We start from the raw sequence: 14,105 nt of genomic DNA on the forward strand, positions 1-14,105 counted from the left end.
CGCCCATCCCTCCTTGTGTGTTCCAACAACCGAAAGGACTCAAATCATGGCTCTTAATCTTTCTGGTCGAAGCGTTCTTACCCTGCTTGACTTTACGTCCGAGGAAATCGAGTACATGCTCGACCTCTCAAAGAACTTCAAGGATATGAAGCGCGCCGGTTATCCGCACCGCTTTCTCGAGGGCAAGAACATTGTCCTGCTGTTTGAGAAGACCTCCACGCGCACGCGCTGTGCCTTCGAGGTCGGCGGTATGGACCTGGGTATGGGCGTGACCTACCTCGACCCCGGCTCGTCGCAGATGGGCAAGAAAGAGTCCATCGAGGATACCGCCCGCGTGCTCGGTCGCATGTATGACGGTATTGAGTATCGCGGCTCCGACCAGTCGATCGTCGAGGAGCTTGCCGCCAAGGCTGGCGTTCCCGTCTGGAACGGTCTGACCAACGAGTACCATCCCACCCAGGCCCTTGCCGACATTCTTACCATGCGTGAGGAGTTTGGCGACACGCGCGGCATGAAGCTCACCTATATGGGTAAGGAGCAGGGCAACGTCAGCGACTCCCTGATGGTTATCTGCGCCAAGCTCGGCATTAACTTCTGCTCCTGCGGACCCAAGGGCGATGTCGAGGGCGCCACGCACTTCGATCCCGAGCTTCTTGAGCGCTGCCAGGAGATCGCCGCTCAGAATGGCTGCACGATCCAGCTCACTGAGGATATCGACGAGGGCGTCAAGGATGCAGACGTGATCTATACGGACGTTTGGGTCGGTATGGGCCAGGCTGAGGAGCTGTGGAAGAGCCGAATCGATCTTCTCTCTCCCTATCGAGTAACGCCCGAGGTCATGGCCAAGGCAAACCCCGGCGCCATCTTTATGCACTGCCTGCCGAGCTTCCACGATACGCAGACCACCATCGGCGCCGAGATTGCCGAGAAGTTCGGCGTGACCGAGATGGAGGTTTCCGACGAGGTCTTTGAGAGCGCGCAGTCTCGCGTGTTCCAGGAGGCCGAGAACCGCATGCATACCATTAAGGCCATGATGTACGCGACGCTTCGCTAGTAGCTGGGAAGTGAACGAACACTATGAGTAAACCGTACGGAAAGCCCGATCGTATTGTCGTCGCCCTCGGCGGCAACGCCCTCGGCAACAACCCCGTCGAGCAGATCGAGGCCGTGAGCAACACCGCCCACGCTCTCCTTGGTCTTATCGAGCAGGGCAACGAGATCATCATCACCCACGGCAACGGCCCGCAGGTCGGCATGATCCAGAACGCCTTCGCCGCCGCCCACGACGCCATCGGCACCCCCGAGATGCCGCTGCCCGAGTGCGGCGCCATGTCCCAGGGCTACATCGGCTACCACCTGCAGCAGGGCATCGGCCGCGAGATGCACAAGCGCTACAAGCGCTGGCACGCCGCCACCGTCGTCACCCAGATCGAGTGCGACCCCGACGACCCCGCGTTCAAGAACCCGACCAAGCCGATCGGCCCCTTCTACACCGAGGAGCAGGCCAAGGAGTTCATGGCCGAGGACCCCTCCAAGGTCTTCGTCGAGGATTCCGGCCGCGGCTGGCGCCGCGTCGTCGCCTCCCCCGACCCCAAGAAGATCGTCGAGGCCGACTCCATCCTCAACCTGCTCGACAACGAGTTCATCGTCATCGCCTGCGGTGGCGGCGGCATCCCCGTCGTCCGCGACTACGAGAACAAGGGCTGCTACAAGGGCGTCCCCGCCGTCATCGACAAGGACCTGGGCGGCGAGCTGCTGGCCGAGGACTGCGACGCCGACGTCCTGTTCCTGCTGACCGCCGTCGAGCACGTCGCCATCAACTTCGGCAAGCCCAACCAGGAGGAGCTCGAGGACCTCACCGCCGACGAGGCCGAGCGCCTGGCCGACGAGGGCCAGTTCGGCAAGGGTTCCATGGAGCCCAAGGTCCGCGCTGCCATCAAGTTCGCCCGTTCCCGCAAGGGCCGCACCTGCATCATCGGCGCCCTGGACAAGGCCGCCGAGACCATGGCCGGCCTCTCCGGTACCCGCATCCACGAGTAGTCCCTACTCCGTTGCCTCTCTCGTGGGCGCCGGGCAAGGCGCCCACAGACTAGCCTCTCTTCATGAGCCCCGCAGTCCGCTCCGACTGCGGGGCTTTTGCTATCGGTAGTCATTGGGGACAGACTTAAATGAGTAGCACCAATCAACTGCGGAAAGTGCATCTCACAATGAGCGTCCAAAATGGGGCACAGTTTCCCCGGGGCCCTCAACCGGAAAATACATCCCGGAATTTGCCCGAAAAATGGCCCCCAGTTTCCCAAACAGGCCGCTAACGGAAAGCGCATCCCGCTATCGAACTTCAAAGCGGGGTGCGCTTTCCGTGCCAGCAGTTCCGGGCATCCAGAGACCACTCATTTAAGTCTGTCCCCAGTGACTAGTAGTAGGCCCACATGGCTTCGACTTCGTTGAGGACCTCTACGACGCCCCAGCGTCGGGCGCTGCGGCTGGCCGAGTTGGGATCGAAGACTTCAATCTGGTCGGCGTCGTCAATACCGTAAAGCACAATGTAGTGGCCCACGTTGGTAAAGGTGCCCGGCCGAACGGCGGCGATGACGGGCGCTCCCGAACGCAGCACCTGAGTCATCGAGTCGCGATCGTTATGAAGCTCCGTTCCGTTAAGGCCCAGCTGCCATGCGCCGCGCGTCATAAATGACCATTCGGTGGCGCCGGTGGGGGCATAGTTGCCCGCCTCGGAAAGGGCGCACATGTCGACCGGTGTCATATCGGTGCGGCCGGTCTTAAAGATATAGACCATGGTGAGGCAAGTGGGACCGCAAGCGTTTTCGCGAATAGTGCCACCGGCATAGGGCAGCTCCGACCACGCAGGGTCGATCTGATAGATATGGGGCATCGTGCCGGCTTGCCATTGCGAGCGCGGAGTCGAAAAGGCGAAAGAATAACCGGGCGCGACGGGGGCCTTGAGCAGCTTGTCCTCGGCGGTGGGCTCGAGACCGGCCGAGCCGTGGGACATACAGGAGCTCATAAGCACAAAGACCAGACAGATGAGGATAGAGCACAGTGCGAGGCAAAGCCGACGAGCCGGCAGGGCGGGGGCATTCACGTACGATGTCGAGCGGTAGGGCTTGCCGTCGCGTCCGCCTTGGGGATGCGAAAAGAAGCGGTTGATATGGATGCCGGGCTGACGTGCGCCGTTGCGGCGCAGTTGCGGAACCTCGGCTTGGCGCTGTCGAGTGCGCGCGCCCAAGCGGCTATCTTGCTGTGCGCTTGTGCCCGTGCTCGGACGGCCGCTCTGCCGTGTTCTGTTTGTCTGCTGCCGAGACGAAGGCCCGGGTTGCTCTTGAGGGCGTTGCGGATTGCTGCTCGTGGCACTTCTGGGCATCGGCGTGGTGCGGCCAGCAAGGCGAACGCTTTGTCGCCGTTGATCACCGTCGTTGTATCCGTATGCCATTCGTACCGCCTTGTCTCATGTATAACCTGTCTATCCTACAAAAAGGATGTGCAACAAATGGGTCCGAGCGTCAAAAGCTCGGTAAACGGTACGAAAGGCGCAAAACACACGGCCTCAAAAACATTTCTATATGCGTCCAATGAGCGTACGCCCGTCGGACGGGCGACAACAATGAGCGGCAAACCGTGCCGTTCGTCCCAAAAACGGCGCCACTCATATGCGAGTTCTGCCTTCGGTCGAGCCATAAGCGGTAGCGCGACGCCGAGGCCGTATCTTAAAGCCACGAAATAAAAGTGCGCGGCAAAACAGACCGCGCAAGGGGTGACGCCAAAGAGGCGTCAATAAGGAAAGGAGGGGAACAATGGCGGACAAGAACGCAGAAGTTGCAGTCGAAGGTAACGGTGGCATGAAGAAAACGCTTTCGCTCTGGAACTTCTTCACCATCGGTTTCGGTGCCATCATCGGTACCGGCTGGGTTCTGCAGGTCGGCGACTGGATGGTCGTGGGCGGCGGTCCCGTTCCCGCTATGATCGCATTCCTCTTGGGCGCGATCTTCCTCGTGCCCGTCGGAGCTGTTTTCGGTGAGCTCACGGCTGCTATCCCCATTTCGGGCGGCATCGTCGAGTATGTCGATCGTAGCTTTGGCCGTACGATGAGCTACATCACCGGCTGGCTCCTGGCCCTGGGCAACGGCATCCTGTGCCCGTGGGAGGCCATCGCCATCTCGACCCTCGTGTCCGAGATGTTCGGCAGCCTGCCCGGCCTTGAGTGGCTGCGCGCCATCAAGCTCTACACCATCCTGGGCGCCGACGTTTACCTGTTCCCGACGCTGATCGCGCTCGGCTTTGCAACCTACGTCATCTTCCTCAACTTCCGCGGTGCCAGCTCGGCCGCCAAGCTGCAGGCCTTCCTGACCAAGGCCCTGCTCTGCGGCATGCTGCTCGCCATGGGCGTCTCGCTGTTCACCGGCTCGCCGGACAACGCCATGCCCGTGTTCTCCCAGGTCACCGGTGCTGGCGGCGGCAAGCCTGCTACCGAGGGCACCAGCCTGTTCGCAGGCATCGTTTCGGTCCTGGTTCTGACCCCGTTCTTCTACGCCGGCTTCGACACCATTCCTCAGCAGGCTGAGGAAGCAGCCGAGGGCCTCAACTGGAACAAGTTCGGTAAGATCATCTCCCTGGCCCTGCTGGCCGCCGGCGGCTTCTACATGGTCTGCATCTACTCGTTCGGCACCATCCTCGACTGGCATGAGTTTGTTAAGAGCCCGGTTCCCGCGCTTGCCTGCCTCAAGGGCATCAACATGCTCCTGTACCTGGCCATGCTCGTCATCGCCACGCTTGGACCCATGGGCCCGATGAACTCCTTCTACGGCGCCACGAGCCGCATCATGCTCGCCATGGGCCGCAAAGGCCAGCTGCCCGAGAAGTTCGCCGAGGTCGATCCCAAGTCCGGCGCTCCCAAACTCGCCTGCGTCGTTCTGGGCGTCATCACCGTCGTCGGTCCGTTCCTGGGCAAGAACATGCTCATCCCTCTGACCAACGTGTCGGCTCTCGCCTTCATCTTCTCCTGCGGCATGGTCGCCCTCGCTTGCCTACGCATGCGCTTCACCGAGCCCGACCTGCCTCGTCCCTACGAGGTGCCCGGCGGCAAGTTTGGCATCAGCCTCGCTATCGTTGCCTGCGGCACCATCATTGGCCTGCTCGTGATCCCGTTCTCTCCCGCCTCCCTCAACATGGTGGAGTGGAGCATCGTGATCGGCTGGCTGGCTGTTGGCCTGGCCCTCATGGCCTTCACCAATTCCCGCAAAAAATAACGCCGAGCCGGGCGGATCGGGTGCGCGGAACCCTCTCTCCCGCGCACCGAACCCGGCAGCACTTGGGTAGCTTTGTGAGGCCTTAACCCAACATGGCCTCGCCCACTATATGGATCCATAAGGAGGAACCATGTCCACTAAGTACGCAATCGTTGGCGGCAAGCTCATCGACGGTACCGGTGCCGAGCCGGTCGAGAACTCCCTCGTTCTCGTCGACGACAACGGCAAGATCGAGTATGCCGGTGCTATGCAGGACCTTCCCGAGGGCGTTGAGGTTATCGACGCCGCCGGCAAGACCGTCCTTCCCGGCCTGATCGACACCCACCTGCACTTCTCGGGCAACCTGACCGACGATGATACCGACTGGGTCATGCAGCCGCTCCTCGAGAAGCAGGCCGTCGCCGTCAAGCAGGCCTACGACTGCCTCACCCACGGTCTCACCACCGTCTGCGAGATCGGCCGCTTTGGTATCCAGATCCGCGACTGCATCGACAAGGGCGTCTTCAAGGGCCCGCGCGTTCTGGCCACCGGCCTCGGCTTCTGCCGCGTTGCCGGCCACGGTGATTCTCATCACTGCAGCCAGGAGCTCAACAAGGAATCGCACCCCTGGGGCGATCAGGTCGACGGTCCTTGGGATCTGCGTAAGGCCGTCCGTCGTCGCCTGCGCGAGAACCCCGATGCCATCAAGATCTGGGCTACCGGTGGCGGCATCTGGCGCTGGGACTCCGGCCGCGACCAGCACTACTGCTCCGAGGAGATCCAGGCTGTGGTCGAAGAGGCCAAGATGGTCGGCATCCCCGTGTGGAGCCACTGCTACAACAACCACGCCGCTGCCTACGATTCCGTTCGCTTTGGCTGCGAGCAGCTGATCCACGGCTTCGATATCGATGAGCGCACCATGGACCTCATGGCCGAGCAGGGCACCTTCTTCACCCCGACGATCGCCTTCCTGCCCACCTGGTACGCCACCTATCCGCCCGTCTACGTCCCCGAGCTGCACGACAAGTACGAGGGCACCCTGGTCGAGAAGGAGCTGCAGCGCAACTACGACTGCCTGCGCGAGGCCAAGAAGCGTGGCGTCGTCATGACGATCGGCTCCGACTCCTTCTCCTTCGTCACCCCGTACGGGACCTGCTCCATCGAGGAGATGTACGAGTTCGTCGACAAGATCGGCTTCACCCCGGTCGAGACCATCACCTGCGCCACCCTCAACGGTGCCAAGATGTGCCACATCGAGGACGAGACCGGTTCCATCGAGGCCGGCAAGTGCGCCGACCTGCTGGTCGTAAACGGTGACGTCGCCGCCGACATCCACGTGCTCAACACCGACAACATGGACGTCATCATGAAGGACGGCTGGATTGTCGAGGCTGGCACCTTTGGCGAGGGTAACAAATACAGCGCCTAAGGTACCGTTTGTCGATGACTGGATGTAAAACACAGTATTTGATTGCATAATGCAATGGAGAGGGTCGCTTGCGGCCCTCTTTATTGCTATGGGGTGCGTCAGTAAGAAGGGGATGACGGTGGATCTCAATAGGCTGATTCTGGGCAAGAGCTACAACTCGACCAAGGTCTTTCGTGCGGCCCAGCATGTGGTTCAGGCCATCCTGCTCGGTGTTGTCGTTCCGGCGCTTATCCTGCTGCTTATCTGGGATTTAACCGATAATCCCAATCCCGTTCCGGGCGTTGTCGTTATTGCCGGCCTGGTCATGCTGTGCTTCTTTTTCTCGTATGTCTTTGTGGTCCCCGACGACCTCACATCGAGCGCAACCGACCGTACGCTCGCCATCGCATCAAAAATATTCGCCTACACGTCGCGTGGCCTTACGCCCGAAGCTGCCCTGGGCGCCTCCAAAATCATCCTGTCCGAGACCATCGCCTCTGCCATCTGCTTTACCGACGGCAAGCAGGTGTTGGCAAGTTGGGGCGAGGATTCGACAAAGTGTCCCGCCGGCACCCCGGTCGTGCTCAAGACCACGCTCAGTGTGATTGAGACGGGCGAGCAGAGCGTGTTTTCGCGCGACGCCTCCAATGAGACGGGCGGCTATTTTCCCCGTCTGCGCGCCGGCATTGTCGCGCCGCTGACCGTGCGCGGGCATTGCGTGGGCACGCTCGAGCTGTATTACCCCCGCCTGAGCAGCATCGATATGCGCCAGACGGCGTTGGCCTCGGGCTTTGCCGATCTCATTTCCACGCAGCTCGCCAGCTTTGAGCTCGAGCGCCAGGACGAGCTCACGGCCCGCGTGGAGCTTCGCGCCCTGCAGTCGCAGGTCGACCCGCATTTTCTATTCAATACCATCAGCACCATCGTGTCGCTCGTTCGAACCGAGCCCGACAAGGCGCGATCGCTGCTGATCGATTTTTCCAATTATTACCGTCAGACGCTTTCTGACTCCGATACGCTCACCACGCTCGAGCATGAGGTGGAACAGGGCACTCGTTATATCAATCTTATGCAGGCCCGGTATGGCGACGGCCGTCTGCGCGTTTCGGTCGACATCGACTTTGAGGTGCGCGACAGCATGGTGCCGCCGTTTATCTTGCAGCCGCTGCTCGAAAACTGCATCAAGCATGCGCAGCGCGAGACCGAGCCGCTTTCTATTCGTGTTGGGGCTTTTGAGACCGATGACGGCTTGGAGATCATCGTCGAAGATGACGGCATCGGTATGAGCGAAGAAGTCTGCGCGCATCTGTTTGAGCAACATCGCCGAGAGGAGCCCGAGAGCATTACCGCCGACGGCTCCATCAAGCGAGGCTGCGGCCTGGCGCTCTTCAACGTGCTTCAGCGCATCCATTTCTTTTACGGGGAAGATTCTGGCATGCGCGTGAAGTCCCAGGAGGGCGTGGGAACGCAGGTCATCGTCGAGCTGAACGGCGAGCCGCATGAGCCGGCGCCGATGACGGTGTAGCACGCGGTTGGATTGAGAGAAAAAGAGGGGAAGCGCATATGTCCGAGGGATGGAACATCTTGGTGGTTGATGACGAGCCTCCTATTAGGGCTGAGCTACGTTATCTGCTGGAAAAGGATGCACGTGTGGGCCAGATTGCCGAGGCGGGCAATGTCACCGAGGCCGTGGAGTCGATTCTGTCGAACAAGCCCGACGTGCTGTTTTTGGATATCACGATGCCCGGCCGCTCGGGAATCGAGCTTGCCGAGACGCTGCAGAACCTAAAGACGCCGCCGGTCGTGGTGTTTGTGACGGCATTTGCCGAGTATGCGGCCGATGCCTATAACCTCGATGCCGTCGATTACATCGTCAAGCCGGTCGAGGACGCGCGCCTGTCGAAGGCGCTCGACAAGATCGAAACCGCCCTGGGTGTTCGCCGCGCTGTCCATACCCCGCGCCAGCCCCTTCGCCTGACGGTGGACCGCGGGGGTAAAAAGGTGTTCATCCCCGTGGCGGATGTCTGCTACTTTGAGGCGCGTGCCGATTTTTGCAACGCCGTCTGCGCCGAGGGAACATATCTGATTAATGAGTCGATCTCTTCGCTCGAACGTCGCTTGGCCTCCGAGGGCTTTATTCGTGTTCATCGCAGCTATCTGGTCAATTTGGAAGACGTGCACAATGTTGAGATTGGCTCCACGGGGTTGATGGAGCTCAGGCTCGACCGCGTGAGCTCGACGGTGCCGGTGTCCCGTCGTCGTGCCGCCGAGGTCAAGTCGCACCTGGGGCTTGCGTAAGAGGCTTGCGTGCCGTCGTTTACCATCGCAGGTTTGGTATGGGCGCGCGGTGGGCATAATGGGTGGCATCGAATGAAATCGAAAGGATCATTATGCCCGCGCTTATCACCCATCATCTGTTTGGCGAGGAAAGCATCGACCGTCTTCCGCAGGGCGTCATCACGTTCGACGAGGAGCGCATCGCCTTTATCCTGGGAAACCAAGGTCCCGACCCGTTTTTCTTCCACATGCTCACGCCGCGCATTTCCGACTGTACGTCGCTTGCTCAGGTCATGCACCGCTCGCGCATGTCGCGCCAGTTCTCGTGCCTGCGCGATGGCGTGTCGCACCTGCAGCCGCGCGATGCCAATCTGGGCCGCGCGTTTGCGCTGGGCCTGCTGTCGCACTATGTGCTCGACCGCAATGCCCATCCCTTTGTCTACGAGCAGCAGTTTGGCATTGTTGAGTCCGACCCCGAGCTCGAGGCTTCGGGCAGTCAAGTTCACGCCGTGCTCGAAAGCGACCTGGACGTGCTGATGCTGCAGCTTAAACGTGACGGGGCCACGGTCGAGGATTATCCGCCGGCGGGCGAGATCGTCACTACCGACCGCATCAATCGCGTTGCCGGCGTGCTGATGAGCTACGTCGCCGGGCGCGTGTACGGTATCGACATCCCGGCGGGGGAGTACGCCGGCGCCGTAGCCGACATGCAGCTGCTCTACCGTACTATCGAGCCGGCTGGTTCGGCCAAGACGCGCGCGATTGCCCTGCTCGAGGGCTTGGTGCACGATTATTCGCTGCTCGACGGCCTTGCGCACCGCGTGACGACCGAGCTGCCCGAGCGTACCGGCAACCTGGGCCACTTGGCATGGAAGAACCCCTTTACTGATGAAGTCTCGACCGAGAGTTTCCCCGAGGTCTTTGACCGCGCGCTGGTCGATTACGAGTGCACGGTCGCCCGCTTTATCGAGACCGGCGATATGGAAGCCGTGACCAACCATGTCAATTACAGCGGTCGCGTGCTCGGCACCGACGAGGAGTTCGACCGCGAGGAGTAGGGTCCGCTCCTGTCTCTTTGCCGAATCCTTACCGGCGCCTCCGTGCAATTGGGGTACGATGAACTAGCTGCATATCGGGCGAATACGAAGGGTCCCTGTCCATGAAATACACCAAGCTCGAGCGTAACTGGGTCATGTACGATGTGGGAAACTCGGCCCTCGTGCTGCTCAATACCTCGGTGGTGCCCATCTACTTTAACGCCATCAATACCGGCGCTTCCTCGGCAGACCTGGTGGTCGCTTGGGGCAACGCGCAGACGATTGCCTCGCTGGTCATTGCCATGCTCATGCCCATTCTGGGCGCGCTTGCCGATTACGCCGGCAACAAGATCAAGTTCTTCTTGGGCTTCTTCCTCACGGGCCTGGTTCTTTGCCTGGCGCAGGCTATCCCAATGTCCGCCATGGCATTTTTGACTGTGTACGTGCTGTGCACCATCGGCCTCAACTCTTCTATGACGTTCTACGACGCCATGCTGCCCGACATTACCACCGACGAGCGCATGGACGTCGTGTCCAGCTCGGGCTATGCCTGGGGCTACATCGGTTCCACCGTGCCGTTCATCATCTGCCTGGCGCTTATCATGGGTGGTCCCGCTCTTGGTGTCCCCACCATGCTGGCAACGCGTCTGTCGTTTGTCATCACTGGTGCCTGGTGGCTCATCTTTACCCTGCCGCTCATTCGCACCTATAAGCAAAAGTACGGTCGCGAGCGTGGTTCCGAGGACACCATCGGCCACATCGTGGGCGGCGTGTTCTCCGAGGTCGGACACACCATGCGCGAGATTGCCCACAACAAGACCGTGCTGGTCTACATGATCGCGTTCTTCTTCTACATCGACGGTGTGCACACGGTCATTTCCATGGCAACCAGCTATGGATCGGCTTTGGGCATCGACTCGACCCAACTGGTGCTGGCTCTGCTCGTTACGCAGTTTGTGGCCTTTCCGTCCGCCATCATCTACGGCAAGCTTGCCGGTCGCGTGGGCACACTCAATATGATCTTGGTGGCCGTCGCCGCCTATATGGGCATCGTGCTCTTTGCCGCGTTCTTCCTCAAGACCGCCTTTGAATTCTGGGTGCTTGCCATTATGGTCGGCCTGTTCCAGGGCGGTGTGCAGGCGCTCAGCCGTAGCTACTTCGGCCGCATTATTCCCAAGGAAAAGTCCAACGAGTACTACGGCTTCTTTGACATCTTTGGTCGTTACGCAAGTGTTATGGGCACCTTCTTGGTGTCGGTCGTCACCTCGCTGACCGGCAACCCCTCGCTGGGCGTCCTGTCTATCGGCGTGCTGCTGGTGGTGGGCTTTGTGCTGCTGGTCCGTCTGTCCTGCATGTCTCAGACGGCAGAGCAGGCCGCATAGGAACTTGCCGGTAATTGCGTCCGCCGCGACACTCTTTTGGGGTTATCCGCAATAAACATTCTGACTTTCGAACAATGATTAGCCCAAGTGGGTATGATGGAGTCAGCTAGGTCGCGGGGCGTCGCCTGTGTTTGGCGGCGTCCCGTTTTTGTGTTGCAGGGAGGGTAAGGCATGAACGCCACGGTCGTGATTCCAACGTATTGGGCGGGCGATGACGCTCGCGCAAACGCCCCTGGCACCTATGACCATTCGACACGACTCAACGCCGACAATCCCGAACTCGACCGCTGCCTGGTCTCGCTTGAGCAGGTACGTGACATCCCGCGCATCATCCTTTTGGTGGTCTGTCCCGTTTCTGCCACAGCCGATGTGTCGCTGCGCGTGCACGAGATTGTCGACGCGCATCCCACGCTCAAGGTCACCGTTGTTACCAACACCCAGGCCTCGCGCATCGCAGACCGGGTTGCTCAGATCGCACCCAAGGGTTCGGGCGAGTGCGTGAGTCTGCGAGGCTACGGCGCCATCCGCAACATGGGGCTAGCCTGTGCCGCTGTGCTGGGGCATGACGCGGTTATCTTTTTGGATGACGATGAGACTGTCATCGACGCCGACTTTATGAAGCGCGCGACCTATGCGCTGGGCCAGCAGACGCGTCAGGGCCTGCCGATTTTGGTCAAGAGCGGTTACTTTTACGATCGCGACGGATCCCCGCTGGCGCCCACGGACAAGGTGGGCATCTGCCATCGTTGGTGGACCAAGCGCATCGAGTTCAACCGTTGGATGAAAAAGGCGCTCTCGGGCACCCGCATCTCGCGCTCCAACTACGTGTGCGGCGGCCTGATGGCCCTGCACGCCCGCGCCTTTACGCGTGTGGCCTTTGATCCGTTTATCACCCGTGGCGAGGATCTGGATTACCTCTTTAACATGCGCATGTTTGGCTATGACGTGTGGTTTGACAACGAGTGGGCCGTTCGTCACCTGCCGCCCGAGTCCGAGAAGCGCTCACCGCGCTTTATGCAGGATGTATACCGTTGGTACTACGAACGGGCCAAGTTGACGTTCGCCGCGCATCAAAAGGAGCTCATCCCCGTTACGGCGGCATCGCTCATGCCCTACCCGGGCCCGTGGATTTCGCGCGAGCTCGACGACCGCGTGCGCAAGACCGCTATGGTCCGCAGCGTGTTTACCCGCGAGCATGAGGGCTACCTGCGCATCTGGCGCCATGGTATCGACGAGGCAAAGGCCTATGCGCGCCAAAACGCTGCAAGCTATCTGCGTTTCCAGAGCTTTTGGCCCAAGATCATGGACGGGCTTTGGCGTGACGCACAACTGATCAGTATCCTGGAGGGGGCCGAATGATCGACCGCCGCGCCCAGCGCGATAGTTCAATATCAATCTTTCGCATCATTGCCGTTGCCTGCGCCATTTGCGTGCTGGTGTACTTTATTTTTGCCTTGGTGACCGGTATCGAGCCGATCGCCACGGTGATTGCCTGCGCGCTGCTGTGCATCTTTCTGTGCATCTTTATCTTTTTGACGCTCAATCCCGATTCGGTGCGCTCCCAGTACACCGAGGAGACGCTCTCGGTGGCCTCGGCCATGCTCGAGGACATTAAGGGCGGTCTGACGCAGGAATCGGCGCGTTTGGTGTGCCGGCGCATTTTGCCCGAGACGCGCGCCATGACGGTGGCCATCACCGACGAGGACAACGTGCTTGCCTGCGCGGGCGAGTTTGAGGAAAAACTGCTGCCCGATACTCCCATCCACACGCTTGCCACGCGCTACGTTATCGAACATGGCATCGTGCAGTCGTTCAACCGTATGGTGGATGTCGTGGGTTCGGACGGCTCGCACAACCAAGTCCCCGCCGGCATTATCGCTCCCATCAAGGTGGGCGATCGTACCGTCGGCACGCTCAAGTTCTACTACAAGACCCCGCGCGCCGTCGACCGTACCCAGTACGCGCTTGCCTCGGGCTTTGCCGAGATCTTGTCCACGCAGCTCGCCATCCACGAGCTCGAGGTGCAAAAGGAACTCACGGCGCGCGCTGAGGTGCGTGCGCTGCAGGCGCAGATTAACCCGCACTTCCTGTTCAACACGCTGAACACCATTGCATCGTTTACGCGCACCGACCCGTTGCGGGCCCGCGAACTGCTTCGTGAGTTCTCATCGTTCTATCGTGCCACGCTCGACAACTCGGGATCGCTTATTCCGGTCTCGCGCGAGGTCGCACAGACCAAGCGCTACCTTACCTTTGAGAAGGCCCGCTTTGGCGAGGATCGCGTGCTGGCGACCTTCGACGTGTCCGAGGACGTCGAGGACACGCTGGTGCCGGCGTTCGTGATCCAGCCGATTGTCGAGAACGCCGTACGTCATGGTATGGGCGATGACGACGCCCTGAGGATCGACGTGACCGTTCACCAAGACGGCGAGGATGCAATCTTGATTGCCGTGGCCGATAATGGCGTGGGCATGGATGAGGGTACCGCCGCCAGACTGTTTGACGAGCGCTCTGCCCGTCCCGACGCCAGCTCTCCCCAGGGTGGCGGCGCCGGTGTGGCCATGCACAATATTTCGGAGCGCATCCATCGCTTTTATGGGCCGCACTCCTATACGCGTGTCGAATCGGCGCCGGGCAAGGGCACCAAAGTGCTCCTTCATCTTGATTTGTCAGAGAGCATCTTTGACATTCAAGAGTAAAATAAAAGGCTACGGGCTCAACGTCATGCGACGGATGCCCGGCGTAGTTAGTTGACGAAAGG

General features: G+C 60.5%; 11 protein-coding genes. 10 read left to right on the forward strand and 1 reads right to left on the reverse strand.

Features of this window, described 5'->3' with window-relative positions:
• Window positions 1–46: 46 nt before the first annotated feature.
• Both argF and arcC read left to right on the forward strand, forming a co-directional pair.
• Complete coding sequence (argF, locus tag OGM60_01215; GenBank protein ID UYI99441.1) at window positions 47–1,054, forward strand: ornithine carbamoyltransferase; 1,008 nt, start codon at window positions 47–49, stop codon at window positions 1,052–1,054.
• A 23-nt stretch (window positions 1,055–1,077) separates the two neighbouring features.
• Window positions 1,078–2,040, forward strand: a complete 963-nt coding sequence (gene arcC / locus OGM60_01220; GenBank protein UYI99442.1) for a carbamate kinase — start codon at window positions 1,078–1,080, stop codon at window positions 2,038–2,040.
• Window positions 2,041–2,413: 373 nt separating this feature from the next.
• Here arcC and OGM60_01225 read toward each other — a convergent pair whose 3' ends face one another.
• A complete protein-coding gene (locus OGM60_01225; GenBank protein ID UYI99443.1) occupies window positions 2,414–3,244 on the reverse strand; it encodes a C39 family peptidase in 831 nt (276 codons plus the stop codon).
• A 565-nt stretch (window positions 3,245–3,809) separates the two neighbouring features.
• Here OGM60_01225 and OGM60_01230 point away from each other — a divergent pair.
• The 8 genes from OGM60_01230 (at window position 3,810) to OGM60_01265 (ending at window position 14,043) form a co-directional block, all read left to right on the forward strand.
• Entirely contained in the window at window positions 3,810–5,261 is a 1,452-nt protein-coding gene (locus OGM60_01230) for an APC family permease (GenBank protein UYI99444.1), read from the forward strand.
• Window positions 5,262–5,391: 130 nt separating this feature from the next.
• Window positions 5,392–6,669 carry an amidohydrolase family protein gene (locus OGM60_01235; protein ID UYI99445.1) on the forward strand — a complete coding sequence of 426 codons (1,278 nt, stop codon included), beginning with the start codon at window positions 5,392–5,394 and terminating at the stop codon, window positions 6,667–6,669.
• 112 nt (window positions 6,670–6,781) lie between these two features.
• Entirely contained in the window at window positions 6,782–8,173 is a 1,392-nt protein-coding gene (locus tag OGM60_01240) for a histidine kinase (protein UYI99446.1), read from the forward strand.
• Window positions 8,174–8,211: 38 nt separating this feature from the next.
• Window positions 8,212–8,946, forward strand: coding sequence for a response regulator (locus OGM60_01245; GenBank protein UYI99447.1), 735 nt, complete (start codon window positions 8,212–8,214; stop codon window positions 8,944–8,946).
• A gap of 92 nt (window positions 8,947–9,038) precedes the next feature.
• Complete coding sequence (locus OGM60_01250) at window positions 9,039–9,983, forward strand: zinc dependent phospholipase C family protein (protein UYI99448.1); 945 nt, start codon at window positions 9,039–9,041, stop codon at window positions 9,981–9,983.
• A 101-nt stretch (window positions 9,984–10,084) separates the two neighbouring features.
• The gene (locus OGM60_01255) at window positions 10,085–11,344 is read left to right on the forward strand and encodes an MFS transporter (GenBank protein ID UYI99449.1); all 1,260 of its coding nucleotides are present in this window, start codon (window positions 10,085–10,087) and stop codon (window positions 11,342–11,344) included.
• 171 nt (window positions 11,345–11,515) lie between these two features.
• Window positions 11,516–12,703: a glycosyltransferase family 2 protein gene (locus tag OGM60_01260; protein UYI99450.1), complete on the forward strand. Its 1,188-nt coding sequence runs from the start codon at window positions 11,516–11,518 to the stop codon at window positions 12,701–12,703.
• Window positions 12,700–14,043, forward strand: a complete 1,344-nt coding sequence (locus tag OGM60_01265; protein UYI99451.1) for a histidine kinase — start codon at window positions 12,700–12,702, stop codon at window positions 14,041–14,043. The genes OGM60_01260 and OGM60_01265 overlap by 4 nt, the downstream gene beginning before the upstream one ends.
• The last annotated feature ends 62 nt before the right edge of the window (window positions 14,044–14,105 follow it).

Source organism: Coriobacteriaceae bacterium (assembly GCA_025757745.1).
Taxonomy (GTDB): Bacteria; Actinomycetota; Coriobacteriia; order Coriobacteriales; family Coriobacteriaceae; genus Collinsella.

Coding starts and splice junctions, on each gene's coding strand:
- argF (UYI99441.1), top strand. CDS start 47: ATGGCTCTTAATCTTTCTGGTCGAAGCGTTCTTACCCTGCTTGACTTT.
- arcC (UYI99442.1), top strand. CDS start 1,078: ATGAGTAAACCGTACGGAAAGCCCGATCGTATTGTCGTCGCCCTCGGC.
- OGM60_01230 (UYI99444.1), top strand. CDS start 3,810: ATGGCGGACAAGAACGCAGAAGTTGCAGTCGAAGGTAACGGTGGCATG.
- OGM60_01235 (UYI99445.1), top strand. CDS start 5,392: ATGTCCACTAAGTACGCAATCGTTGGCGGCAAGCTCATCGACGGTACC.
- OGM60_01240 (UYI99446.1), top strand. CDS start 6,782: ATGACGGTGGATCTCAATAGGCTGATTCTGGGCAAGAGCTACAACTCG.
- OGM60_01245 (UYI99447.1), top strand. CDS start 8,212: ATGTCCGAGGGATGGAACATCTTGGTGGTTGATGACGAGCCTCCTATT.
- OGM60_01250 (UYI99448.1), top strand. CDS start 9,039: ATGCCCGCGCTTATCACCCATCATCTGTTTGGCGAGGAAAGCATCGAC.
- OGM60_01255 (UYI99449.1), top strand. CDS start 10,085: ATGAAATACACCAAGCTCGAGCGTAACTGGGTCATGTACGATGTGGGA.
- OGM60_01260 (UYI99450.1), top strand. CDS start 11,516: ATGAACGCCACGGTCGTGATTCCAACGTATTGGGCGGGCGATGACGCT.
- OGM60_01265 (UYI99451.1), top strand. CDS start 12,700: ATGATCGACCGCCGCGCCCAGCGCGATAGTTCAATATCAATCTTTCGC.